The 23,014-nt window shown below is 70.5% G+C and carries 22 protein-coding genes, 1 tRNA gene and 1 pseudogene; 12 read left to right on the forward strand and 12 right to left on the reverse strand.

What is annotated here, in order from left to right:
* Positions 1 to 253: 253 nt before the first annotated feature.
* Positions 254 to 439: pseudogene (locus SACE_RS37045) on the forward strand (helix-turn-helix domain-containing protein); the annotation flags it as partial.
* Between the two features lie 390 nt (positions 440 to 829).
* Here SACE_RS37045 and SACE_RS38115 read toward each other — a convergent pair.
* Together SACE_RS38115 and SACE_RS34175 are read right to left on the reverse strand one after the other, a co-directional pair.
* Positions 830 to 1,339, reverse strand: coding sequence for a hypothetical protein (locus SACE_RS38115; RefSeq protein WP_157355929.1), 510 nt, complete (start codon positions 1,337 to 1,339; stop codon positions 830 to 832).
* Positions 1,340 to 1,502: 163 nt separating this feature from the next.
* Entirely contained in the window at positions 1,503 to 1,805 is a 303-nt protein-coding gene (locus tag SACE_RS34175; protein ID WP_331386495.1) for a MerR family transcriptional regulator, read from the reverse strand.
* Between the two features lie 99 nt (positions 1,806 to 1,904).
* On the opposite strand from SACE_RS34175, the gene SACE_RS34180 reads away from it, so the two are divergent.
* The gene (locus SACE_RS34180) at positions 1,905 to 2,246 is read left to right on the forward strand and encodes a hypothetical protein (protein WP_009946068.1); all 342 of its coding nucleotides are present in this window, start codon (positions 1,905 to 1,907) and stop codon (positions 2,244 to 2,246) included.
* Between the two features lie 217 nt (positions 2,247 to 2,463).
* On the opposite strand, the gene SACE_RS34185 is transcribed toward SACE_RS34180, so the two are convergent.
* Positions 2,464 to 2,539: transfer RNA gene (locus SACE_RS34185), tRNA-Lys, on the reverse strand.
* A 167-nt stretch (positions 2,540 to 2,706) separates the two neighbouring features.
* Positions 2,707 to 3,663: a DMT family transporter gene (locus SACE_RS34190; RefSeq protein WP_009946067.1), complete on the reverse strand. Its 957-nt coding sequence runs from the start codon at positions 3,661 to 3,663 to the stop codon at positions 2,707 to 2,709.
* Positions 3,664 to 3,817: 154 nt separating this feature from the next.
* On the opposite strand from SACE_RS34190, the gene SACE_RS34195 reads away from it, so the two are divergent.
* Complete coding sequence (locus SACE_RS34195) at positions 3,818 to 4,429, forward strand: superoxide dismutase family protein (RefSeq protein WP_011875248.1); 612 nt, start codon at positions 3,818 to 3,820, stop codon at positions 4,427 to 4,429.
* A 100-nt stretch (positions 4,430 to 4,529) separates the two neighbouring features.
* Here the strand turns inward: SACE_RS34195 and SACE_RS34200 are convergent, their stop codons facing one another.
* On the reverse strand, positions 4,530 to 4,739 hold the full coding sequence (locus SACE_RS34200; protein ID WP_009946065.1) for a hypothetical protein: 210 nt from the start codon (positions 4,737 to 4,739) through the stop codon (positions 4,530 to 4,532).
* Positions 4,740 to 5,063: 324 nt separating this feature from the next.
* Between SACE_RS34200 and dusB the strand changes: the two genes are divergently transcribed.
* The 7 genes from dusB to SACE_RS34235 all read left to right on the forward strand — a co-directional run bounded on the left by dusB (position 5,064) and on the right by SACE_RS34235 (position 14,108).
* Complete coding sequence (dusB, locus tag SACE_RS34205; RefSeq protein WP_009946064.1) at positions 5,064 to 6,227, forward strand: tRNA dihydrouridine synthase DusB; 1,164 nt, start codon at positions 5,064 to 5,066, stop codon at positions 6,225 to 6,227.
* Between the two features lie 10 nt (positions 6,228 to 6,237).
* Positions 6,238 to 6,663, forward strand: a complete 426-nt coding sequence (locus tag SACE_RS34210) for a hypothetical protein (RefSeq protein ID WP_009946062.1) — start codon at positions 6,238 to 6,240, stop codon at positions 6,661 to 6,663.
* A 325-nt stretch (positions 6,664 to 6,988) separates the two neighbouring features.
* Positions 6,989 to 7,843, forward strand: coding sequence for a GGDEF domain-containing protein (locus SACE_RS34215; RefSeq protein WP_009946060.1), 855 nt, complete (start codon positions 6,989 to 6,991; stop codon positions 7,841 to 7,843).
* A gap of 1,300 nt (positions 7,844 to 9,143) precedes the next feature.
* Positions 9,144 to 11,354, forward strand: a complete 2,211-nt coding sequence (locus SACE_RS34220) for an LCP family protein (RefSeq protein WP_231849874.1) — start codon at positions 9,144 to 9,146, stop codon at positions 11,352 to 11,354.
* 108 nt (positions 11,355 to 11,462) lie between these two features.
* Entirely contained in the window at positions 11,463 to 12,110 is a 648-nt protein-coding gene (gene phoU / locus SACE_RS34225; RefSeq protein WP_009949202.1) for a phosphate signaling complex protein PhoU, read from the forward strand.
* A gap of 133 nt (positions 12,111 to 12,243) precedes the next feature.
* Positions 12,244 to 13,092, forward strand: coding sequence for a helix-turn-helix domain-containing protein (locus SACE_RS34230; RefSeq protein ID WP_231849875.1), 849 nt, complete (start codon positions 12,244 to 12,246; stop codon positions 13,090 to 13,092).
* 89 nt (positions 13,093 to 13,181) lie between these two features.
* Entirely contained in the window at positions 13,182 to 14,108 is a 927-nt protein-coding gene (locus tag SACE_RS34235) for an aminoglycoside phosphotransferase family protein (protein ID WP_009949200.1), read from the forward strand.
* Positions 14,109 to 14,132: 24 nt separating this feature from the next.
* Here the strand turns inward: SACE_RS34235 and SACE_RS34240 are convergent, their stop codons facing one another.
* Positions 14,133 to 14,921 carry a helix-turn-helix domain-containing protein gene (locus SACE_RS34240; protein WP_011875249.1) on the reverse strand — a complete coding sequence of 263 codons (789 nt, stop codon included), beginning with the start codon at positions 14,919 to 14,921 and terminating at the stop codon, positions 14,133 to 14,135.
* Positions 14,922 to 15,041: 120 nt separating this feature from the next.
* Here SACE_RS34240 and SACE_RS34245 point away from each other — a divergent pair, with 120 nt between their 5' ends.
* Entirely contained in the window at positions 15,042 to 15,407 is a 366-nt protein-coding gene (locus SACE_RS34245; protein WP_009949198.1) for a nuclear transport factor 2 family protein, read from the forward strand.
* Between the two features lie 487 nt (positions 15,408 to 15,894).
* Here SACE_RS34245 and pstB read toward each other — a convergent pair whose 3' ends face one another.
* The 6 genes from pstB to SACE_RS34275 all read right to left on the reverse strand — a co-directional run bounded on the left by pstB (position 15,895) and on the right by SACE_RS34275 (position 21,980).
* Positions 15,895 to 16,671, reverse strand: a complete 777-nt coding sequence (pstB, locus tag SACE_RS34250) for a phosphate ABC transporter ATP-binding protein PstB (RefSeq protein ID WP_009949196.1) — start codon at positions 16,669 to 16,671, stop codon at positions 15,895 to 15,897.
* A gap of 15 nt (positions 16,672 to 16,686) precedes the next feature.
* The gene (pstA, locus tag SACE_RS34255) at positions 16,687 to 17,601 is read right to left on the reverse strand and encodes a phosphate ABC transporter permease PstA (protein ID WP_009949195.1); all 915 of its coding nucleotides are present in this window, start codon (positions 17,599 to 17,601) and stop codon (positions 16,687 to 16,689) included.
* Positions 17,598 to 18,686 (reverse strand): phosphate ABC transporter permease subunit PstC, encoded by a 1,089-nt coding sequence (gene pstC / locus SACE_RS34260; protein ID WP_009949194.1) that lies wholly within the window; start codon positions 18,684 to 18,686, stop codon positions 17,598 to 17,600. The genes pstA and pstC overlap by 4 nt, the downstream gene beginning before the upstream one ends.
* An 84-nt stretch (positions 18,687 to 18,770) precedes the next feature.
* Positions 18,771 to 19,886, reverse strand: a complete 1,116-nt coding sequence (gene pstS, locus SACE_RS34265) for a phosphate ABC transporter substrate-binding protein PstS (protein WP_009949192.1) — start codon at positions 19,884 to 19,886, stop codon at positions 18,771 to 18,773.
* 232 nt (positions 19,887 to 20,118) lie between these two features.
* On the reverse strand, positions 20,119 to 21,081 hold the full coding sequence (mshD, locus tag SACE_RS34270; RefSeq protein ID WP_081468375.1) for a mycothiol synthase: 963 nt from the start codon (positions 21,079 to 21,081) through the stop codon (positions 20,119 to 20,121).
* A gap of 128 nt (positions 21,082 to 21,209) precedes the next feature.
* Positions 21,210 to 21,980 (reverse strand): winged helix-turn-helix transcriptional regulator, encoded by a 771-nt coding sequence (locus SACE_RS34275; protein WP_009949190.1) that lies wholly within the window; start codon positions 21,978 to 21,980, stop codon positions 21,210 to 21,212.
* Positions 21,981 to 22,175: 195 nt separating this feature from the next.
* Here SACE_RS34275 and SACE_RS34280 point away from each other — a divergent pair, with 195 nt between their 5' ends.
* Complete coding sequence (locus SACE_RS34280; RefSeq protein WP_011875251.1) at positions 22,176 to 22,940, forward strand: alpha/beta hydrolase family protein; 765 nt, start codon at positions 22,176 to 22,178, stop codon at positions 22,938 to 22,940.
* Positions 22,941 to 23,014 lie beyond the last annotated feature (74 nt).

Below are 23,014 nucleotides of genomic sequence, written 5' to 3' on the forward strand. Positions count from 1 at the left end.
GAGCCGGGCGGTCCGCGGCCTCGACGCGAGAGCAGCGCGGACGGACACCCCGGATCCTTTTGTGCACGCGAAGCACATCCATGATTTCAAAGAACTAAACCCAGGCTCCTGACCTGGTGTTTTGTCGGAACTATCGGGTTTCGGCTGATGCTTGACACGCTGGCTTCACCTGATGCTTGACACCGCTGGTCACAGGTTTGATCACCCACTATCGCCGTTCGGGGTGGAGGACTTGGGCCTGATGCTGGTGGAGCTGAGTGTGGTCGAGCAGCGGTATCACGCCGCGATGGAGGTTCTGGCAGGCATCCCGGTGACTGAGGTCGCGACCCGATACCGGGTGTCGCGTCAATCGGTGCACACCTGGGTGAAGCGGTATCGGCAGGGCGGACTGGCCGGCCGGGCCGACCGCTCCCACCGCCCGGAGAGCTGCCCTCACCGTGCCAATGGAGCCCGGCGGGATGATCCTCGCCGGGCTCCATTCGTGCTGGTCACCGTTGCGGAAGCAGGGCCGGACCAGCCTGACCGATGAACGCGCGAGTGCAACAGCGGGCATCCATGGGATGGCCCCGATACCGGTTGAACAGCGCTGCGCAGAACTTGCCAAACGGGGGCTGCCGACGAGGGCCAGAGCATCAATGCGTCGTCAATGCGCGTTCTGGCGAACTCGCATGGCAGAAGCGGGTGGCGGCGTCGGCGCGGCTCTCGATCACATCGCCCGTCCCGGCCGCTTTGAGACCGGGGAAGTTACGAGCGCCGCCTTCGTGAGTCACCAGCGTAAACCGGCACGCCCCACCCCTATCAACTCGGCGGAACCGGAGGTTGGTGCGGGTCAACCTGGGTAGCTCACCCAAAGGCTGGCACCGTCGCACTTCCATTCTTCGAACCATCCGGCATGCATGCCGTTGATGCCTGCGCGTACGCAAGTCGCTTCGTCCGGATACGTCCCAATAAAGTGGTTGATCGGACCTGCCGAAGCGACCCCGGAGACCAATCCGGCGCCGCCGACCAGACCAAGGGACAGAGCGGATGCGGCGATAACCTTCCGAATCATCAGCAGTCGAACTCCAATCCAAATATTTGATCCACCGAAGACAAACGAAAAACTACCAGGCCCCATCCAGCTAGCGCACCCCATTGCATACAAGGGCAACATTGCTGCCCTATTTTTCCCCCGCCCAGCACAGCAAGCGGCGGCATCATGATCGCCCGCCAACGCCTCCAGATCGGCCGCACCCACGCTCACAAGGTGGTCACCGCAACCATCGACGAACACACCATCCAGGTCCACGGGGCTGCAGATACTGGTCACCGCCGCACGCACCACCACCGAGGTGATCAACCACCGTAGAGCCCAGAACAACTAATCTCACTAGGTCCTGCGTCAAGGACCAGATGAAGCCAAAACGTCCACCACCTGAAGCCCGAGAGGTCACAGAGTGGGGCCTGGATCGCTGATCGCTGGTACTTCTCCGTGGTCCGGCCCGCGCACGTCTCGCCACTAGCTACTTGTGCTCCGCGCGGCACTCCTCGGCAAGCTTGCGCATTTCTGCAAGCACGTCGTCGTACCTCCATCGGTACTGACCGCCCGGCGTGATGATCGCAGGCGTGATCAAACCTTGCTTTGCGTAGAGGGAGATCGTCCGCCGAGACAGGCAGAGCTTGTTCGCGAGCTCGGTGCTCCTGATCAACGGCGGTTCGACATCGCACACCGCCATACTCGGTGCCCCGAACGAGCGTCGCTGCCTTGCATGCCTCGACCTACGCGTAATACCTGATTTCCTTGCTTGCCTTGTTGGACGAGTCATGGTGTCGGATCGGCAAGCACTCGCAGTCCTCGCACGCGCGGCGCAATGGGAACTGGACGAAGCTGAGTTCGAACGGGCGGGCGCTCGTCGTCCTCGACGGTGGTGCTCGGCTCCGCCGGGCTCTGGGTCGGCTACCAAACGGTCCTCATGGCCGCCGGGATCGCAGTTTTCGCGGGTGCGTCATGGTGGCTGCTGGACAAGCCCACCTTCGACTGCTTCGCCGGGCGGCTGCTGCGGGCGTGGTTCAGACGCTGGCTGATCTACCAGCGCCAGGGGGCCAAGATCGTGTTTGCCTGCAACCTGGTCACGAGCAACCACCGGGGCCAGATGTTGGTGCCCCTGCGCGACCCGTCGAACACCCGGCGCGCACTGCGCGAGGCACGGAGCGCTGAGGGCTTCGAGTGGGTCACGTCAGACGTGTTCCGCAAGACCCGCCGCTAGGATCTTGGACGAGCGGGCTGACTCCCCGCCTGATCGCCAATCAGCTCGGACACCCCCGGCCGTCGATGCCCCAGGACGTGTCAAGGTCGCAAGGTCATCAGCCGGGAGACGGCCGACGCGCTGGAAGACTCGGTCTAATGAGCTTAAGCGTTTTGTGTGGCCAAGGTGTGGTAGCGATCTTGCAAAAGCCAAACCCCAGGCCGCTGACCTGGGGTTTTGGTGGGGCGCCAGGGGATCGAACCCTGAACCCGCGGATTAAAAGTCCGCTGCTCTGCCAGTTGAGCTAACGCCCCGTATGCCTAGATTACAAGGCCGGATTGATCTCGTGGCCGAGTGGGCGGAAGTTCACGGCGGGCGGGCCCGCGGTGGCTTCCCGGGGTCGTCGAGCCAGCGCCACCAGGCCATCCACTGTGGACATGAGGGTGCCCCGGAGCGTCGTGTGCATGGGAGACCGGGGTGCTCAACGGCTGGTGACGCTCCCGGCGGGCCGCCGGGCGGCCTCGGGCGCGGTCACAAGCTTGGTGCGGCTGACCCGCTCGTGCCAGCCCAGGGCCGCGACGATCGCGACCACCGCGGTGAAGCCGACCCACTGCGTCGCCGTCAGCTCCGCCCCGAGGACGCCGACGCCGACGATCGCCGCCGTGGCCGGGAACGACAGCTCGGCCAGGGTCGCCCGCGCCGCCGGGGTGGTGCGCAGCCCGACGTAGTACAGCCAGAGCGCGAGCAGGCCGGGCACGAGCGCGAGCAGGACCAGGCCCGGGGCGTTCTCCCAGCCGACGGCCACCGGGTCGCCGCGCAGCAGCAAGATCAGCGCCGCCGAGGGCAGCCCGACCGCGAACCGCAGCGTCGTGACGTCCCGGGCGGGCACGACCGTGCTGACCATGCGGCCCAGCACGGTCCCCGCCGCCCACAGCACCGCCGCGCCGAGCGCGAGCAGCACCGGCCGCAGCTGGGACACCTGGATACCCAGGGGGTCGGGGAAGGCGAGCAGCCACGCGCCGGCCAGCGCGGGTAGCGCGAAGGCGAGGTAGCGCCCGCGGATCCGCTCGCGCAACAGCGCCAGCGAAGCGACGGCCGCGAAGATCGGTTGCAGCTTCTGCAACACCAGCGGCGTCACCGGGTCGCCGGCCTTGAAGGCGGCCGTGAACAGCGCGGTGGCCAGGGCCGACGAGCCGACGCCGATCACGACGACCGCGATCCGCTCCCGGACGCCGCAGGCCCTGAACGCCCGCCACGCCCGCGGCAGGAACGGCGCCAGCAGCAGCACGATGATCACGTGCTCCCAGAACACGACGCTGGCCGAGGGCAGGCTGGTGGCCAGCGGCTTGCGGAACAACGCGTCGGTGCCCCACATCGCGGTGGCGACGGCGACCAGCCACGTCCGGTCCCGACCGGCGCTCCCCTGCGCGAAAGCCATGCCGCGAACCTAGTGCGCGGCGCGTACGGGCAGGTGGCGATCCCTCTCCGTGGGAAGCACCCGGCAGTAGGACCGACGACCGGTGCCGAGCGCTCCGGTTACGGGCAGAATCGGTCTGGTTCCAGTCGGTGACCAGAAGGGGACAGTGAACGAAATGCTCCACCGAACCCGAGCGCTCGGCTCGCTCGCCGGACTGTGCGCGACGAGCGCGCTGCTCGTGGGCTGCGGCAGCGCCGAGAACACCCAGCCGCCGCCCGCCGGACAACCCAGCCCGCAGGCGTCCGCGCCGATCGAGACCACCGGCACCTACGAGCCCTACAAGCAGGGCGCCGCGGCGGTCACCTACGACCAGGCACAGGTACCGCCCGGCGCGACGGCGAAGATCAGCTCGCAGCGGCTCGGCGACGGCCAGACCGAGATCAAGATCGCGCTCACCGGCCTGCAGCCTAACCGGACCTACGGCGCGCACGTGCACACCAAGCCCTGCGGGCCGACCGGCGAGGACGCCGGACCGCACTTCCAGCAGAAGCTCGACCCGGTCCAGCCGTCGGTCGACCCGGCGTACGCCAACCCGCAGAACGAGGTCTGGCTGGACCTCCACACCGACGCGCAGGGCAACGCGAACCCGAGCGCCAAGGGCAACTGGCAGTTCGACAGCCGCACCGACGCGAACTCGTTCGTCATCCACCAGACGCACACGCACACCGAACCGGGCAAGGCCGGTACCGCCGGCGCACGCCTGGGCTGCGTCACCGCCAAGTTCTGACGGCTCCGCCGCGCGGCATCGCTGCGGCCCGGCTGCGGAGTCGACCTCCGCGGCCGGGCCGAGGCGAACCACGCCCAGGAACGCCGACGGCCGAGGCGGATCAGCTCCGACGGGTCCGGCCGCGTGCCTGGCCGGTGGCCCGGAGGAGCCGGAGGACGGTGAGGGCCCGGTCACCCCGCTCGCCGACGGCGAGCACGGCGACGACCCCCGCGATGGTCACCAGCAGTGCGGAAGGTCCGTACCTGAGCAGCAGCACGACCGCGGCGATCGGCAGCGGCGCGTGGACCAGGACGTCGACGAGCACGGGCATGACGCGTTGCTCCCTCGGCGGCGCAGCGGGGCGCGCGGCATGCACCACGCACCACTCCGCGCCCGTAGAAGAAGGAACGCCTGCGCCTCCACGGCCAGCCGAGCCCCCGACGTCACTTCGGCCACCGAGACAGGAACAGACGGTCTTGGACCCGGCCAGGCTCGCACGGATCGCGGCGGGCGCGGCAGGGCCGCTCGGCGGTCCGCGACGCCTCCGGTCGGTGCCTCCTCGGCTGCTCCGCAAGGCGCCAGGCGTCGCGGCCGGCGTCGCGCGGGGCCGACGTCACGGCTGTGATCGCCCCGGCATCGGGGACAATGGGCGGCGATGACCGCACTCGACACCCCGGTCGCGCCGCCCGCGACCCGCACCGCGCCCCTGCGGATCGGCCCCTACCAGGTCGACCCGCCGGTCGTGCTCGCGCCGATGGCCGGGATCACCAACGTCGCGTTCCGCTGGCTGTGCCGGGAGTACGGGGCCGGCCTCTACGTCTGCGAGATGATCACCAGCCGGGCGCTGGTCGAACGGCATCCGACGACCATGCAGATGGTCACCTTCGACCCCGACGAGCACCCGCGCTCGATGCAGCTCTACGGCGTCGACCCGGAGACCATGGGGCAGGCCGTGCGGATGATCGTCGAGGAGGGCCTGGCCGATCACGTCGACATGAACTTCGGCTGCCCGGTTCCCAAGGTGACCCGCAAGGGCGGCGGTTCGGCCCTGCCGTACAAGCGCAGGCTGTTCGGCGAGATCGTGCGCGCCGCGGTGCGCGCCGCCGAGCCCGCGGGCGTGCCGGTGACCGTGAAGTTCCGCATCGGCATCGACGACGAGCACATCACCTACCTCGACGCCGGGCGCATCGCCGAGGACAACGGCGCCGCCGCCGTCGCGCTGCACGGCCGCACCGCCGCGCAGCGCTACTCCGGCCAGGCCGACTGGTCCGCCATCGCCCGCCTCAAGGAGACGGTGCGCACGATCCCGGTGCTCGGCAACGGCGACATCTTCAGCGCCGACGACGCGCTGCGGATGGTCGCCGAGACCGGCTGCGACGGCGTGGTCGTCGGGCGCGGCTGCCTCGGCAGGCCGTGGCTGTTCCGCGACCTGCAGGCCGCGTTCGCCGGCGAGCCGGTGCCGGAGGGGCCGAATTTGGGCGAGGTGTGCCGGGTCCTGCGCAGGCACGGCGAGCTGCTCGCCGACCACATGGGCGAGGAGAAGGGCCTGCGCGACCTGCGCAAGCACATGGCGCAGTACCTGCGCGGCTTCCCGGTCGGCTCGGACCTGCGGCACCGCTTCGGGCTGGTCTCCGGGCTCGCCGAACTCGACGACCTGCTGGCGCAGCTCGACCACGAGGTCCCGTTCCCGGTCGACGCGGAGGGACCACGCGGCAGGCAGGGCTCGGCGGGCCGCGTCGTGCTGCCGGAGGGCTGGCTGGACGACCCCGACGATCTGTGCGTGCCCACCGCGGCCGAGATCGACCACAGCGGCGGCTGAGCCGACGCCGATGCCCACCGCGCCGCGCACCGGAGCGCTCGTCCACTGTGGACTGCTGCTCGGGCTGGCCGCGACCGGGTGCGCGCCGTCCGGCGCGGATCCGGTACGGCAGTACTTCTCCGACTACAACACCGCCGCGCGGCAGGGCCCGGCCGCGCAGCGGGATTTCCTCGCCCGCACCCAGCATCCGGACTTCACCGACCAGACCTGCGATCTCGGCGACACCACCGTCGAGCTCGACCCGGCGATGTCCACGCTGCGGCCGGATCCCGCCTTCTCCCCGGACGGCGCCGGCCCGCCGCGCGGCGAGGTGTGGATCATCGGCGTCGAAGTGGTCCTGCGGCGGGATGGCACGGTGACCGGCAGACAGGTCGGCTCGCAGCACGTCGTCGTCCTCGACGGCCGCGTGCACGGCTTCGCGCCGTGCCCGTCGTGAGCGACTCGTTGCCCCGGTCCATCAGCGTTCTCCCACTTTCGGCGCAGGCGCCGTAACACGGCCTCGGTGGAGTTGCGATGGAGTTGCGATGGCGTGATCGAAAACACACGCGGTTTTGCTCGTCCGTGCGGGTGGGTCCGAACCGATTCGCTTCCGAAGTGACCCCTCCTGCGGGTACACATCCAAGAGCCGAAGACTCGAGCCGCGCTCACCATTTCAGAGCAACGCCGGGTCAGCCGGATGAGCGAATTAGCGGTGCGCATGAGCCGGACCAGCTCAAGCGATCCGTCACACCCGACGACACCACGGACGGGAGGTGAGTGCGATGACCGGACTGCGCAACGGTTTCGCAGGCCCGGAACCTCTGCGCGACGAATCCGCGTCGGCCCGGTGCCCGACACCGCCTCCCGGCAGGCGACGCGACCTGGCCGACGGCGCGGGCATGGCCGAGCTGCACGAGTCGATCGCGAGCCTGCTGGCCTCGCGGGGGCAGTGGCGGCAGGCCTACCACCACCTGCGCTCCGCTCTCGACCTCATGTCCACAGAGGACACTCCGAGGGTGCCCGAGCAGCTACGCCACGAAGTCAAGCGCCTGCGGCGGGAACACGCCGAGGCCCGCGAGCAGAGCCGCCGGGACAGCCTCACCGCCAGCTACAACCGGCGCTACCTCGACGAGCGGCTCGCCGATCTGGTCAGCGACGACCCCGAGGCCGACGGCCTCGCGGTGGCGCTGGTCGACCTGGACTGGTTCAAGCACGTCAACGACACCTACGGGCACCTGCTCGGCGACCGCGTGCTGCAACGCGTCGTCGACCTCCTGCAGGAAGTGCTGCCGACAGGGGCGTTCTGCGCCCGCTACGGCGGCGAGGAGTTCGTGCTGGTGTTCCCGACCATCGACGCGGCGGCGGCGGTCGCGGCCTGCGAAGGCGCCCGCGCCCGCATCGAGCGGTTCCCCTGGGGGCAGATGGCACCGGGACTGCGGGTCACGGTCAGCATCGGCGTCGCGCACGAGCAGCACACCACACTGGGATCCGACGCCTCGCCGCCGTCGGCCGAACAGCAGCTGATCAGCGCGGACGCCCTGCTCTACGCGGCGAAGCAGTCCGGGCGCAACGCGGTCGCCTACCGCACGGGCAGCGAGGTCCGGCTCGCCTCCGGACACCGCTCCGGCGGTTACTGATCGCAACCGCGCCCCGACCCGGGGTGGCAACAAGCCGGTCATGCCGGGCAAGTGGCCTAACACACCTGCGTGTTTTGGCCTAGTAGGCAGGCAGGATCGTGCACTGATTGTGAAGAAATTGTCTGCACTATCGTCAGTTCGGGCGATCAGCCGTACTATCTCGAGAGCGCTGAGCGATACGACTGCGGGGGGTTGATCGCCGGCGACGGCGAACCATTGCACATGATCGATCACGAGGTGGGAGGGAAAACGGGTGCCGCAGGACCCCCGCCAAGGCATGAACGCGCACCGACGTTCCCGTCCCGAGCAGGATCCTGGACAGGAGCAACCGGCCGAGAACGCCAACGGCGGCAGGCGCCGCCGTGCGCTTGGCGACGACGGCACCGGCGGCACCCGGGTCATCGACCTGCTCTCCAAGCACGGCAAGGCCCCCGGAACGGGTTCGCACCACCGCAGGCAGGCCGAGCCGCCGCCGAACGGTGAGCGCCCGAGCGGTGGTACCGCGCAGCCGTGGCAGCCGCCGGCGGGCGGGCGCCCGCAGCGCGGCGGCCCGCCCGGGCCGAACGAGACGGGCGGCCGCAGGCGGGCCCGGCCCGAGCCGCCGGAGTCCGCGCACCCGCCGGCGGGACAGCCAGGTCCCGCGTCCGGCCAGCAGCGCCCCGCCACGCCTCCGGCCGAACCGCGCCGGTCCCGTTCGCACGCCACCGAACCTCCCGCCGCGGAGCCGCGTTCCGCCGAGCCCCGGGGCACCGGCCCGCACCAAGTTGAACCCCGCGGCACGGGCCCGCAGCAAGCCGAACCCCGCGGAACAGGGCCACACCAAGCCGAACCCCGCGGAACAGGGCCACACCAAGCCGAACCCCGCGGCACCGGGCCGCACCAGGCCGAGCCGCGTCCGTCGGGCGACGAGCCGCGGCCTTCCGGCCGTCGCGCCGTCTCGCAGGGGACCGGACGCCACGTGCAGCCGGAGCCGCCGGAAGGGCAGCGTCCGCCGCAGGGTCCGCCCGGCGGTGCCGAACCGCGCGCTCCGCAGGCACCCCGCCGTCCGGGCCCCCCTCCGGGGTCCGAGCGTCCGGCTCCGCCTCAGACGGCCGACCCGCGTTCCTCTTCGCCGGACGCCTGGACGCCGCCTCGGCGTCCGCAGGCCCCTGGCCGCGGTGAGCCGCCGGCTCCGGGCCCGGACGCGACCCGGCGTCCGGCCGAGCCGCCCGCGGGCCGACGCGGCCGTCCCGCACCGCCCCGCCCCGCCGGTGGGCCGCCGCCCATGGGCGCCGCGGCAGGTGGAGCGGCGGGTGCCGCCATGGGCGGCGCCGCGGACGCTTCCGGCGCCGAGGCGACGCGCATAACCGAAGCTCTCGGCGGACCGGCTTCCGGACCTTCCGCACCTCCCGGGCCTTCCGGATCTTCCGGGCCTTCCGCACCTCCGGCGGGTCCGCAGGCACCCGCGGGCCATGGCGCGCCCGCTTCCGGTCCCGCGCCGGGCCGGGCCGGCGGCCCACCGCACGCGAAGGCACCCGGCCGTCCCGCACCGGACCCCGATCTGGAGGCGACGACCCAGCACGCCGCGGTCCCGGCCGAGCCCGGCCCGCAGGGCGGCGACGAGACGGTCGTCGCGCGGGTTCCGGCCGCCAAGCCGCCCGAGCGCGACGCGTCCGAGGACGACGGTTCCGGCCCCGACGCGACCGTGCTAGCGCGGCCGGTCGGCGGCGGGTCGGCCGACAAGACCTCCGTAGTCGCCGCTCTGGGCACCGACGCGAAGTCGTCGGACGCCAAGGCCAAGTCCGAAGCCGACGTGTTCGACGACTTCGACGACGATGACGAGGACGACGACAACGACGAGGTCCGCGCGATCGACGCGACGCTGGCGCGCTTCTCGGCCGTGCACGACCAGATCGCCGAGGAGGAGGCCGAGCGCCGCAAGAAGTACGCGTGGCTGTTCGGCAAGCGCCGCGAGCCCGAGCTCGGCACCGACATGCCGTTCGACTACGTCGAGGGGCGCGATGCCGGGGCCTCCCGCGTGGAGTGGAAGCGCCAGCAGCGCAAGCGGCGCACCGGCCTGATCGTCAAAGCGCTCGCGGTGGCCGCCGCGCTGACCATATTCGTCACGATCGGCACCATGTGGGGTGCCAAGACCTGGGTGGACGGCAAGTTCCGCGAGGTCGCCTCGCTGGACCCGAACTCCGGTGACATCAAGGACGCGGCCAAGCAGACCGGCGACCAGAACTTCCTGCTGATCGGCTCGGACACCCGCGCGGGTGCCACCGCCGACGACGGTGTGGGCAACACCGAGGACGAGCCCGGCGCGCGCGCCGACACGACGATGATCGCCCACATCCCGGCCGACCGCAGCCGCGTCGTGGTCGTCTCCTTCCCGCGCGACCTGGAGGTCGCGATCCCGGCTTGCGAGCGGTGGGACGCCGCGACCGGCAGGTACACCGGCGTGCAGGCGCCCGCGCAGGAGAAGGCGAAGCTGAACCAGGCCTACGCGGTCGGCGGGCCGAAGTGCACCACCAAGGTCATCCAGCAGCTCTCCGGGCTGTCGATCACCAGCTTCCTCGGCATCGACTTCCAGGGCTTCAAGTCGATGGTCGACGCGGTCCACGGCGTCGACATCTGCACCCAGAAGCCGGTCGTCGACGACGTGATCGGCACCGTGCTGCCCAACCCGGGCCACTACAACCTGACCGGTCAGCAGGCTCTGAGCTATGTGCGCGCCCGGCACGTGCAGGGCGACGTGACCGCCGACTACGGCCGGATGCAGCGCCAGCAGTTGTTCCTGTCGGCGCTGCTGCGCAAGACGATGTCCAGCCAGGTGCTGCTGGACCCGAACAAGCTCAGCGGCTTCGTCAACGCGGTCGCCGCCAACACCTTCGGCGAGAACGTCGGCACCGACCGGCTGCTCGAGCTGGGCCAGTCGATGCAGGGCCTGGACCCCAGCAAGGTCACCTTCGTCACCGTCCCGACCACCGGCTACGCCAACGACGACGGCCGGGAGGAATTGCGCGCGGCCGACAACGACGCGCTGTTCCGGGCGATCATCGAGGGCGTCCCGGTCACCCCGCCCGCCAGCGGGGGCGGGACCGGCGGTTCCACGCCCAGCGGCGGTACCGGTCCGATGGCGACCGCCTTCACCGCGCACCCGCTGCCGGCGATCCAGCCGTCGCAGGTCAAGGTGGAGGTCGTCAACACCACCGGGTCCGGCGGGTCGGCGGGGACCACCGGCGACCGGTTGCGCGAGTTCGGGTTCAACGTCACGGGCACCGGTCAGTCCGGGAGCTCCGCGAGCGGCACGGTCATCAAGCACAGCCCGGCCAACGCCGAGGCGGCCAAGCTGCTCGCCAGCAGCGTCCCGGGCGCCCGGCTGGTCGAGGACGCCTCCGCCGGGTCGGTGCTGCGGCTGGAACTGGGCGCGGGCTTCGACGGCGCGGTGCACGCCCCGAGCACGGCGCCCGCGCAGGTGCCCGAGAACCTCGCGACCGTCAACGCGGGCACCGACGTGTGCGCGAAGTGACCTTGGGCACACTTCTGACCTGCGGCGAACGGGTCGATCACGACCCGTTCACCCGCGGTTCACCACGGTGCGCCTTGTCCGATTCCTCCGAGAAGTAGGCTGGTGTGTATGCGTGAGGTCTACCAGGAACAACTCGGCAAGCTCGCCGACGAGCTCGCCTCGATGTCCACGATGGTCGGCACGGCGATGGAGCGGGCCACCAAGGCACTCCTGGAGACCGATCTCGGACTCGCCGAGCAGGTGATCGAGGAGGACGTGCAGGTCGACGAGGCGCGTGCACGCGCCGAGGAGCACGCCTTCGGGCTGCTCGCCCTCCAGGCACCGGTCGCGGGCGACCTGAGGACGGTCATCTCCACCATCCACGCCGCCGAGGACCTGGAGCGGATGGGCGACCTGGCCCTGCACGTGGCCAAGACCGCGCGCCGCAGGCACCCCCACCCGGTGCTGGCCGACGACGTCCGGACCCACTTCGCCGAGATGGGGCGGATCGCCGTCAAGCTGGCCGGCCGGGTCCGCACCGTCATCCAGACCCAGGACGTCGAGGCGGCGCGGGGGCTGGAGGAGGACGACGACGAGATGGACGACCTCCACCGCCACCTGTTCACCGTGATGATGAGCCCCGAGTGGTCGCACGGGGTCGCCGCCGCGGTGGACGTGACGCTGCTGGGCCGGTTCTACGAGCGCTTCGCCGACCACGCGGTGTCGGTGGCGCGCCGGGTCGTGTTCACCGTGACCGGGCAGATGCCGACCAGCTGAGCCGTTTGCGCAGGTCGGACCGAGTTTCGAGATCGTCGTATTAATACTCGGTCTCATTGCTCGCTAGCTCGATCGTCTTGTGCGATCCTCGATCGGGTGAGAGCAGCGATCCGGCCGCCACGTGAGGTGCGGCGTGCGTAAGAGCCCGACAGTGCACCGCAGGCGCCTCGGCGCCGATCTGCGCAAGATGCGCGAAGGCGCCGGGCGCACCCACCGCGAGGTCGCGGCCCACCTGGACTGCTCCCAGGGCAAGATCAGCCAGATCGAGCTGGGCAGGGTGCCGGTGCGCACCTCCGACGTGCGGCTGATGGCCGAGTTCTACGGGGCCACCGACGAGCAGGTGGCCGCGTTGGTCGACCTCGCGCAGGACTCCAAGCAGCGCGGCTGGTGGCAGGAGTACCCGACCACCGCGCAGCGCCCTGGTTTCGAGACGTACCTGGGTCTGGAGACCGCGGCGAAGGCGGTCAGCTGCTACGGCGCCGACCCGATCCCGGAGCTGCTGCACACGGCCGACTACGGCCGCGCGGTGTTGGGCCTGTCCGAGCCGCCCGCCGCCGAGCTGGACGAGCGGTTGACGGTCAGCCACACCCGGCAGCAGCGGCTGCTCGGGGACCAGCCGCTGGAGCTGTGGGCGGTGCTCGACGAGGCCGCGCTGCGGCGGGCGGTCGGCGGCCCGGCCGTGATGCGCCAGCAGCTCGAGCACCTGGTGCTGATGGGCTACCGGCGCAACGTGACGATCCAGGTTCTGCCCTTCGCCGCGGGCGGGCATCCGCTCATGGGCGACCGGATCTCGGTGTTCTCGTTCCCCGACGACGCCGACCCGCAGGTGGTGCACGTCGGCGACACGGCGAACTCGCGGTTCCTGGACAAGCCAGCCGACACCAGCGGCTACCTCGCGGCGTTCGAGCACGTGTGCAAGGCGGCGCTCAACCCGAAGGACTCCAGCGCCTTCATCTCCGCCATCGCCGACCAGTACACCTGACGGCCGCGCAGCGCCAACCGGCCGATTCCGGTGCGCCGCGCTACCGTCGAGCGGCACGAATCGCCGTTGGTAGTCGGGGGTGGCGCTCGGTGTCGACGCTGGATGAGTTGCGGCAGCGGCTGCCGCCGTGGCATGACGAGACTTCGTCGCGCGCCGTGGACGCGGCCGTCGGCCTGGCCCGGTCGCACGGGCTGCGTGTCGAGGAGCCGACCGTGCTCGCCGACGTGGTCTCGGTGGTGGTCCACCTGCGGCCGGCGCCCGTGGTGGCGAGGATCCCGACCCACCTGACCGAGCTGCGGCAACCGATCGCGGACTGGCTCCGCCGCGAGATCGACGTGACGACGTTCCTGGCCGGTCAGGGCGCACCCGTCATCACACCCAGCGGCGAGCTGCCCCCGGGGCCGCACGAGCACGACGGGTTCACCATCAGCTTCTGGTCGTACGTGGAGCCCGACCCCGACCGCACCGCGAGCACCGACGACTACGCGGCGATGCTGGTCGACCTGCACAGCGTCCTGCGCGAATACCCGGGGAACCTGCCGCTGCTCGCCCCGGTGGCGAACGAGGTCCCGCTCGGCCTCGCCGCGCTGGACCGCGCCAGGGGCGTGCTGACCGACTCGGAGATCGACCAGCTCCGGTCGGCGGCCGACCGCCTCCGGCCCTGGTGGGAGGCGCCGAGCGGCGACCTCCAGCCGCTGCACGGCGACGTTCACACCGAGACCCTCATCCACGGCCGCGACGGCCTGGTGTGGTGCGACTTCGAGGACGCCTGCCTCGGCCCCCGGGAGTGGGACCTCTCGATGCTGTTCTGGTCCGACCCCGAGGCCGTCGCCCGCCACCACAACCCCGACCCCGACCGGATGCGGGCCCTTTCAGAGCTCCGCGCTCTGCACCTGGCGTTGTCCGTGGTGGCCTTCCACACCAGCGTTCCCCACGTCGACGGGTGGGAAGAGGGCGTGCGCGTCTTCCTGTCCACGCTCGGCACCGATGCCGGCAGCGTGCCGGCCTCGGGCTGAACGCTCGGGTAGGGGCGCCGCCCGCTACGAGTCGCGCAGGGCCTCGGCCGTCGCGGGGTCGGCGGGGAGGAACGACTCGATCGCCAGCTCCGCGAGGGTGACGTCGAGCGGGGTGCCGAAGACTGCGGTCATGCTGATGAACGCCAGGTCGCGGCCTTCGTGGCGGTAGCGCAGGGGGACCGCGACCTCCCCGGCGGCCGGACGTTCGACGTCGGGTTCCGGCTGGTCGCACGGGTATCCGCGCAACTCCTGGTGCAGCAGCTCGAGCCCGGGGTCCGCAGTCGCGTCCGCCTGCCTGCGCAGGCGGCCGAGGACGTGGGCGCGCCACTCGCCGAGGTTGGCGATGCGCGGGGCGATTCCCCGCGGGTGCAGGCTGAGCCTGAGGACGTTGACCGGCGGGACCAGTAGATCCTCGTCCGCACCCGCCAGGAACATCCCCACGGCGGCGTTGGCGTCGACGAGGTTCCAACCGCGGTCGACGACCAGCGCGGGGTAGGGCTCGTACGCGGTGAGCACCTGCCGCAGCGCGGCGCGCACCTCGCTCATCTCCGACGTGTCGAGGTCGCCGACGGGGTAGACCGGCGCGTGCCCCGCGGCGAGCAGCAGACCATTGCGTTCCCGCAGCGGCACCTCCAGGTGCTCGCAGAGCCGAAGCACCATGTCGCTGGTCGGCCGCGACCGCCCGGTTTCCACGAAACTCAGGTGTCTGGTGGAGATCTCCGCCTCGATGGAGAGCGCGAGCTGGCTGAGCCTCCGCCGCTCCCGCCACTCACGCAGCAGCTCTCCCACCGCCCGCTTCGTAGTTGTCGCCACACCCGGAAATCTAGTCGCCAGGGCCATTACCCCGGAGGTAATCGACGCGACGACCTCTGCTCCCCAGGATTGATCCCAACGACGGGCCACCGGGGCCCGCACCCTCCGAAGGGAAGCACCATGAGCGACTTCGACGACGTCATCGGCCGCTACATCGCGAGCTGGAACGAGCGCGACCCGCAGCGCAGGCGAACCGCCATCGAGCAGATCTGGACCGAGGACGCCACCTACACCGACCCGCCCGTCGACGTGGCGGGCAGGGACGCCATCGACGGGATGATCGCGGCCGTGCAGGGGCAGTTCCCCGACTTCAGCTTCCGCCTCGGAGGGCCCGTCGACGCCCACCACCACATCGGCCGCTTCACCTGGGAACTCGGCCCGGAGGGCGGCGAAGCGGTCGTGGTCGGCTTCGACGTGGCAGTCCTCGACGACACCGGACGCATCAAGTCCGTACTCGGCTTCCTGGACAAGATCCCGGCAGCCTGAGCCACTCCCACAGCTCCGCCCCCAACAGGGCGGTGCCCGGTTCTCATCCCGTCGACCTGGCGCCAGCCCGATCAGACCGGGTCAAGGGGCCCTCCGCTCCCCACCGCAGGATTTCTCGAAAACCGGCCCCCTTGACGCGGTCTGATAGCCCTCGTGGAGGTCGACGGGATGAGAACCGCCGACCGCTAACCGCAGCATCCCCCGAAAACCCACTCATCCCGGAGACCTGCCGGGGGCTGGGGGCGGCGAGCGCCCCAGAAACCCCAAACCCACCGCAAGCCGCAAGGCCAGGGTGCGTGGCTCGAAAGCCGGCGCGGCCCCGCGCTGAAAGCGACCCGCCAGCCCCACTGGATGCGTCGAAAACCGGCGCGGCCCTGCTCGGAAAGACGAAAACGGGGTTGGGACCGCTCGGTCCCAACCCCGTCGAGCTCATCCAGCCTTCGGCTGGATGGCGCTACCGCGCCGTTTTAAAGCACCATCTGGTGCTTTAACCGAACCGACCCGAGATGTAGTCCTCGGTCGCCTTCTGGTTCGGGTTGGAGAAGATCTTGCCGGTTTCGTCGATCTCCACCAGTTCGCCGGGCTGGCCGACGGCACGCAGGTTGAAGAAGGCCGTCTGGTCGCTGACGCGGGCGGCCTGCTGCATGTTGTGGGTGACGATGACGATCGTGTACTCCTGCTTGAGCTCGGCGATCAGATCCTCGATCGCGAGCGTCGAGATCGGGTCGAGCGCCGAGCAGGGCTCGTCCATCAGCAGCACGTCCGGCTTGACCGCGATGGCCCGCGCGATGCAGAGCCGCTGCTGCTGACCGCCGGAGAGGCCGCCGCCCGGCTTGGCGAGCCGGTCCTTGACCTCTTCCCACAGGTTCGCGCCGCGCAGGGCGCGCTCGGTGACCTCGTCGAGGTGCTTCTTGTTCTTCTCACCCGACAGCTTCAGCCCGGCCACGACGTTGTCCCTGATCGACATCGTCGGGAACGGGTTCGCCCGCTGGAACACCATGCCGATCGTCCGGCGCACCTGCACCGGGTCGACCTTGCCGTCGTAGATGTCCTCGCCGTCGAGGAGGACCTTGCCGTCGACGCGCGCGCCGGGGATGACCTCGTGCATCCGGTTCAGCGAGCGCAGCACCGTGGACTTGCCGCAACCCGACGGGCCGATGAACGCGGTGACGCTGCGGGCGGGCACCTGCAACGTCACGTCCTGCACGGCGTGGAACTTGCCGTAGAACAGGTTCAGGTCCTTGATGTCGAGACGCTTGGCCATGAGTTGGATACCGCCCTACTTGGTCTTGACCGCGACCATCTTGGACAACAGCGTCGCCAAGAGGTTGATGAGCATGATGACGACGACGAGCGTCAGCGCGGCGCCCCACATCCGCGCGTCACCGGCAGCCGTGCCGGTGCTGCGCTCCATGAAGATGGTCAGCGGCAGCGACGCCATCTCGCCCTGGAACAGGTTGAAGTTGATGGAGCTGGCGTAGCCCACCAGGATCAGCAGCGGCGCCGTCTCGCCCAGCACCCTGGCGAGGCCGAGCATGACACCGGTGAGGATGCCCGACAGGGCCGTGGGCAGCACGATCCGCAGGATCGTCTTCCACTTCGGCACGCCCAGCGCGTAGGACGCCTCGCGCAGCTCGTCCGGCACGATCAGCAGCATCGTCTCGGTGACGCGCACGACGACCGGGAGCATCAGCAGCAGCAGCGCCAGCGCCACCGCGAAGCCGCTGCGGGTGAAGCCGAACGTGGTGATCCACAGCGCGTAGATGAACAGGCCGGCCACGATCGAGGGCAGGCCGCTGAGGATGTCGACCATGAACGTCGCGACCCTGGCCAGGCGCGACTCCCGGCCGTACTCGATCAGGTAGATGCCGACCATCACGCCCAGCGGCACCGCGATGATCGCGGTGACCAGTCCCTGGAGCAGGGTGCCGATCAGCGCGTGGTAGATGCCGCCGCCGAAGTCGTTGGGCAGCAGGCCGTAGAACGAGTGCGACCACCAGGTGCTGCTCAGCAGCGGGGTCAGCCCCCGCTGCAGCAGCGTGAACAGCACCCAGAGCAGGGGGATGACGGCCAGCACGAACGCGGCGGCGAACAGCGTGGTCGCCAGGTTGTTCTTCAGCTTCCGGCCGAGGCTGAGGTGCTGGAACGCCGGGGGCGTCGCCAGCCGGTCCACGTCGGCGGTGTCGGTCCTCATTCTTTCCCCTTACCGCTGGCGCTCTCGATCCACCTGGCCAGCGCGTTCACCGCGAACGTGATGATGAACAGCACCAGACCGGCCGAGATGTAGGCACCGACCTGCATGTTGTTGTTGAACTCGCCGGAACCCAGCGCGATCTTCGACGCGAAGGTCGCGCCGGCGTCGAAGATGCTGTAGCGCGGCGCGTCGAAGGTGGCGCTGAGGATGATCGTCAGCGCCATCGTCTCGCCGAGCGCGCGGCCGAGTCCCAGCATCGAGCCGCCGATGAAGCCGTTGCGGCCGAACGGCCACACCGTGGTGCGCACGACCTCCCACCGGGTCGCGCCCAGCGCCAGCGCGCCCTCGATGTGCGAGGTGGGCGTGCGCTGGAAGACCTCCCGGCTGACACCGGTGATCGTCGGGATGATCATCACGGCGAGCACGACGCCGGCGGTGAAGACGTTGCCGCCGCTGATCAGCGTGTCGGAGTTGCCGTCGGCGAACAGCGGGATGAACCCGAGGTCGGTGTTCAGCCAGAGCGCGATCGGCTTGAGCACCGGCGCCAGCACCAGGAAGCCCCACAGGCCGTAGATCACCGACGGGACCGCGGCCAGCAGGTCGACGATGTAGGCGAACGGGCGGGCGAGGCTGCGCGGCGCGTACTGGGTGAGGAACAGCGCGATCCCGCAGGAGATCGGCATCGCCAGGACCAGCGCGACCAGCGAGCTGGCCACCGTGATCCAGGCCAGGTACAGCACGCCGAAGTGCAGGTTGCTCGGGTTCCGGGTGTCCCAGACGCCGCTGAACAGGAAGCTCTCGTTGTTGACCTGCAGCGAGGGCACCGCGCGGATCAGCAGGAAGATTCCGATCGCCGCGATGAGCACCACGACGAACGCGCCGGATCCGGTCGCGATCGACGAGAACACGCGGTCGCCGATGCGGACGACCTTCTTGCCCGGCGAGGTGCCGGGCGCGTCCGCTGTGGTCTCTGGAGCGGAAATGGTGGCCTCCGGTCCGGGGCTGGGCGCCGAAACGCCCCGCGGGGCACCGGCGTCCTCACCGGTGCCCGCAGGGCGTGTATCGGCTCTCGTGGAGTCGGTCACTGCTTGTTGCAGCCTCTCACTTCTCGGACCGGCGGATCCGGGGGGCAGCGGTGGCTGCTCCGGACGGACCCGCCGGCTCCCTCATCAGGAGATCGCGTTCACCGCGTCGAGGACCTTGGTCTTGAAGGCCTCGGGCAGCGGCACGTACCCGGCCTTCTCCAGCTCCTGCGGGTTGGCGTTGGCGGCAACCGTCAGGACCGCCTTGACGGCCTTGGCGGTCTCCGGGTCGTAGCCCTTGGAGCAGACGATCTCGTAGGTGTTCAGCACGACCGGGTAGACGCCCGCGGCCTTGTTGCCGTAGATCGAGTCGAGGTCGACCTTCAGGTCGTTGCCCTGGCCCTCGATCTTGGCGCCCTCGATGGCCTTGCCGACGTTGGCGGTGTTCAGCTCGACCGGGCCGGCGCCGCTGTCGATCTTGGCGATGCCGAGGCCGAGGTTCTTCGGGAAGGACCACTCGACGTAGGTGATGCCGCCGGGGGTGGCCTTCACCGACTGCGCGACCTGGTCGCTGCCGTCGCGGCCCTGGCCGACGCCGGGACCGGGGCGGAACTGCTTGCCCTCACCGGTCCACGCACCGTTGGTCGCCGTGTTCAGGTACTTCTGGAAGTTGTCCGAGGTACCAGACTCGTCGGAGCGGAAGAACGGGACGATGTCGAGGTCCGGGAGCTGCTTGCCCGGGTTCAGCGCGGCGATCGCCGGGTCGTTCCACTTCTTGATCTGGCCCTGGTAGATCTTGGAGATCAGGTCGGGGCTCAGCGCCAGGTCGTTGACCCCGGGGATGTTGTAGGAGATCGCGATCGGGCCGAAGACCATCGGGATGTTCCACGCCGGGTTGCCCTGGCAGCGCTGGGCGGCGGCGGCGACCTCACCCTTCTCGTCGCTCAGCGGCGAGTCCGAGCCGCCGAAGTCGATCTGGCCGGCGGTGAACGCGGCGACACCCTTGCCGGAACCGGACTTGGTGTAGTTCAGCTTCTGGTCGGCGCACTTGAGGCCGTAGTCGCGGGCGAAGACGTCCATGGCGCTCTTCTGCGCCGACGAGCCCTCGGCCGAGACGGGCTTGGTGCCGCACTGGACCTGGATGGCGTCCAGCGCGGGGTTGCCGCCCCCCTGGGGCACGTTCTGATCGCTGCCACAGGCGGAGAGCACGAGCGTGCCCGCCGCGAGGAAGCCCAGCGCAGCGCTGTGCCGCTTGATCTTCACTTCGTTCCTCCACTCAGGGAAACTTCGGCGGTTGCGCGGCAGGGCCCGAGCCCGTAGCTGTCTGCCGCCGACGAGAACGCTAAGCAGCCGGAGTGGACAGGCGCCGCCCTGGAGGTGAACCCCAGGTGAACAAGGCACTCTTAGTAAGCAGACACACGTCCCACCGGGTGATCTCGCAACTCCACCGTGATCTCGGCGTTTGCGGTCAGTGACCTGTCGCACAGGGTACGGACTACCGTCCGAACTGGACGTCGGTGTCCCACCGCGCGAACTCCAGCCGCTGGTAGACCTTGATCGCCGCGGTGTTGTCCGCCTCCACGTAGAGCATCACCTGGGCACAGCCCTTGGCCCGCAGATGGCGAAGTCCGGCCACGGTCAGTGACCGGCCGAGCCCGTTACCCTGCGTATCGGGGTCGACGCCGACCACGTACACCTCACCCGTGCCGTCCGGGTGAATTTTGGTCCAGTGGAAGCCGAGCAGCGTGTCGTGCGAGTCCACTGCGAGCAGGAACCCCGCGGGGTCGAACCAATCCTCGCGTTCCTTGAGCCGCAGATCGTCCTCGGTCATGGCGCCCTGCTCCGGGTGCCATGAGAACGCACGGTGATTGACCCGGACCACGGCCGGTTCGTCCACGCCCGTCCGGAATGCACGGATCGTCACTCCCGGCGGGAGCTCGGCCTCGGCGAGCTCGGTGTCCAGCGGGCGGCCCATCCGCCAGAGCTCCCGCGCGCGCACCAGGCCGTAGCGCTCGGCCAGCCGCAGCGCGCCCGGATGTTCGCCGTGCGACCAGATCCGCAGCCGGGCGGTGTCGGTGTCGTCGGGGCTGGGCTCGACCGGCAGGTCCGCGCGGTCGAGCAGCGCCTCGACCAGCCGCGCCCCCGCGCCACGCCGCCGGTGCCGCGGGTGCACCGCCAGCTCGGCGACGAGCTGCCCCGCGGTCTTCTCCTCCGCCGTGTCGACGTGGGCGTAGCCGGCGAGCTCGCCCCCGGAGTCGCGCACGACGAAGTGCTCGGAGCCGGGCACGTCGGCCTGCACCGGCTCGATCTGGTGCACGACGTCGAGGTGCGCCTTGAGCCGCAGGATCACGTGCTCGCCGACCGGGGCGACCCCGTCGGCCCGCTCCGTCTCCCGCAGCAGGGCCATGACCTCGGCCGCTTCCGCCTCATCAAGTCCGTTTCGCCAGGTGAGCTGCACGCTTCGAACGGTACCGGTCCGGGCGTGCGAGCGGCCCCGCCGGCCGTGGCCGGAACGCGTGACCTAGATCAACAACGCGGCCCCGGTACTCCGCTCGGGAGGGCCGGGGCCGCGGGTCGGTGGTGGGGTCAGCGGACGACCGCGGACTCCGCGCTGCGCTGCGCCGGGGCGTCGGCCTGCGTCGCGGCGTCCTGCCGTTCCTCGGCGACGATCGGCGACGCGGGCTGGCTGGAGCGCGACGGGCGGACGAACTTGTAGCCGACGTTGCGCACGGTGCCGATCATGGAGTCGTACTCCGGGCCGAGCTTGGCGCGCAGCCGCCGCACGTGGACGTCGACGGTGCGGGTGCCGCCGAAGAAGTCGTAGCCCCAGACCTCCTGCAGCAGCTGGGCGCGGGTGAACACCCGGCCCGCGTGCTGGGCGAGGTACTTCAGCAGCTCGAACTCCTTGTAGGTCAGCTCCAGCGCGCGGCCCTTGAGGCGGGCGGTGTAGGTCGACTCCTCGATGACCAGGTCGCCGACGGTCAGCATGCCGTCGCCCTCGCCCGCGTCGGCGCCGCGCCGGGTGGTCAGCAGCCGCAGGCGGGCGTCGATCTCGGCCGGACCCGCGGTCGGCAGCAGGATGTCGTCCACACCCCACTCGGCGCTGACGGTGACCAGACCGCCCTCGTTGACCACCGCCAGGACCGGGGCGTCGCCCACCGCGAGCACGCGGCACAGGTCGCGGGCGCCCGCCAGGTCGGTGCGGGCGTCGACGAGCACCACGTCGTGGGTGCCCGCGGAGAGGATCGCGCCCGGCTCCGGAGGCAGCACGCGCACCCGGTGCGGCAGCAGACCCAGCGCGGGCAGCACGGCTTCGCAGTCGCGGTCGCTGGTGAGCAGGAGAAGCTCAGAGCTCATGAGGAGGGCCTCCATCCCAGGGCGGCAGAACAGCCGGGGGCTGCGGAATCGGTCGTCCGCGGGGAGCAGAATCACTGGACGACCCGGCTTCGTTGCCTGTGGATGGCTAGGAGAATAACCGAAACACCTGGGAAAAGCCCAGGTCGAGCTACCCGGGTCACAATTGTGAACAGAAGGCGAACGCAGGTTACGGGCATGTGTCGCACCCGCCAGGTGGCGCTGACCGCCGCGGACGGTACCGCGCTGGACGGGTTGCTGTACACCGGGCTGGGGCTGCCCGCCGAGCTCGGCGTCGTGGTCGGTCACGGGTTCACCAACCACATCCGAAAGCCGTGGGTTCGTCGCGTGTTGCGCCGGTTCAGCGCGCACGCGCCGGTGCTGGGCATCGACTTCCGGGGGCACGGGCGCTCCGGCGGGCGCACCACCGTCGGCCCCGCCGAGGCGCTGGACATCGCCGCCGCGGTGGCGCACATGCGCGCGCTCGGCTGCCGCCGCGTGGTCACCGTCGGCTTCTCGCTCGGCGGGTCGGTCGTGCTGCGCCAGACCGCGCTGTCAGGCCCCGCCGACCGGCCGGACGCCGTGGTCGCGGTGAGCAGCCCGGCGCGCTGGTGGGTGCGCGACACCGCGGCAATGCGCCGCGTGCACTGGCTGCTGGAGCAGCCGCACGGCCGCTGGAGCGCCCGGCTGATCGGGGTGCGGCTGGCGCCGCCGTGGCAGGACGTGCCGATCTCGCCGATCGAGCTCGCCGACCGGGTTCCGCCGACCCCGGCGCTGGTCGTGCACGGCGCCGACGACCACTACTTCCCGGTCTCCGACGCGGTCGCGCTCGCCGAGACCGCCCGCGCCGAACTGTGGCTGGAGCCGGGCATGCGCCACGCCGAGAGCGCCGCCACGCCCGGGCTCGTCGACCGCGTCGCCGCGTGGGCTGCCGATCGGGTGCGCGAGCTGCCGATACAGTGACTTCACACGATCGTGGTTGCCGCCGAGGCGGGACATCGTCCAGGCTGCACCAGCCCCACGGACCCGACAGGAAC

This window comes from Saccharopolyspora erythraea NRRL 2338 (genome assembly GCF_000062885.1).
GTDB lineage: Bacteria > Actinomycetota > Actinomycetes > Mycobacteriales > Pseudonocardiaceae > Saccharopolyspora_D > Saccharopolyspora_D erythraea.

Bases quoted from the DNA above. Each gene is read 5' to 3' on its own strand.
- pstA (WP_009949195.1), bottom strand. From the start codon at position 17,601: ATGAGGACCGACACCGCCGACGTGGACCGGCTGGCGACGCCCCCGGCG.
- pstB (WP_009949196.1), bottom strand. From the start codon at position 16,671: ATGGCCAAGCGTCTCGACATCAAGGACCTGAACCTGTTCTACGGCAAG.
- SACE_RS34245 (WP_009949198.1), top strand. From the start codon at position 15,042: ATGAGCGACTTCGACGACGTCATCGGCCGCTACATCGCGAGCTGGAAC.
- SACE_RS34220 (WP_231849874.1), top strand. From the start codon at position 9,144: ATGGGCGGCGCCGCGGACGCTTCCGGCGCCGAGGCGACGCGCATAACC.
- dusB (WP_009946064.1), top strand. From the start codon at position 5,064: ATGACCGCACTCGACACCCCGGTCGCGCCGCCCGCGACCCGCACCGCG.
- SACE_RS34190 (WP_009946067.1), bottom strand. From the start codon at position 3,663: ATGGCTTTCGCGCAGGGGAGCGCCGGTCGGGACCGGACGTGGCTGGTC.
- SACE_RS34275 (WP_009949190.1), bottom strand. From the start codon at position 21,980: ATGAGCTCTGAGCTTCTCCTGCTCACCAGCGACCGCGACTGCGAAGCC.
- SACE_RS34210 (WP_009946062.1), top strand. From the start codon at position 6,238: ATGCCCACCGCGCCGCGCACCGGAGCGCTCGTCCACTGTGGACTGCTG.
- SACE_RS34215 (WP_009946060.1), top strand. From the start codon at position 6,989: ATGACCGGACTGCGCAACGGTTTCGCAGGCCCGGAACCTCTGCGCGAC.
- SACE_RS34195 (WP_011875248.1), top strand. From the start codon at position 3,818: ATGCTCCACCGAACCCGAGCGCTCGGCTCGCTCGCCGGACTGTGCGCG.
- phoU (WP_009949202.1), top strand. From the start codon at position 11,463: ATGCGTGAGGTCTACCAGGAACAACTCGGCAAGCTCGCCGACGAGCTC.
- SACE_RS34200 (WP_009946065.1), bottom strand. From the start codon at position 4,739: ATGCCCGTGCTCGTCGACGTCCTGGTCCACGCGCCGCTGCCGATCGCC.
- SACE_RS34175 (WP_331386495.1), bottom strand. From the start codon at position 1,805: ATGACTCGTCCAACAAGGCAAGCAAGGAAATCAGGTATTACGCGTAGG.
- SACE_RS34280 (WP_011875251.1), top strand. From the start codon at position 22,176: ATGTGTCGCACCCGCCAGGTGGCGCTGACCGCCGCGGACGGTACCGCG.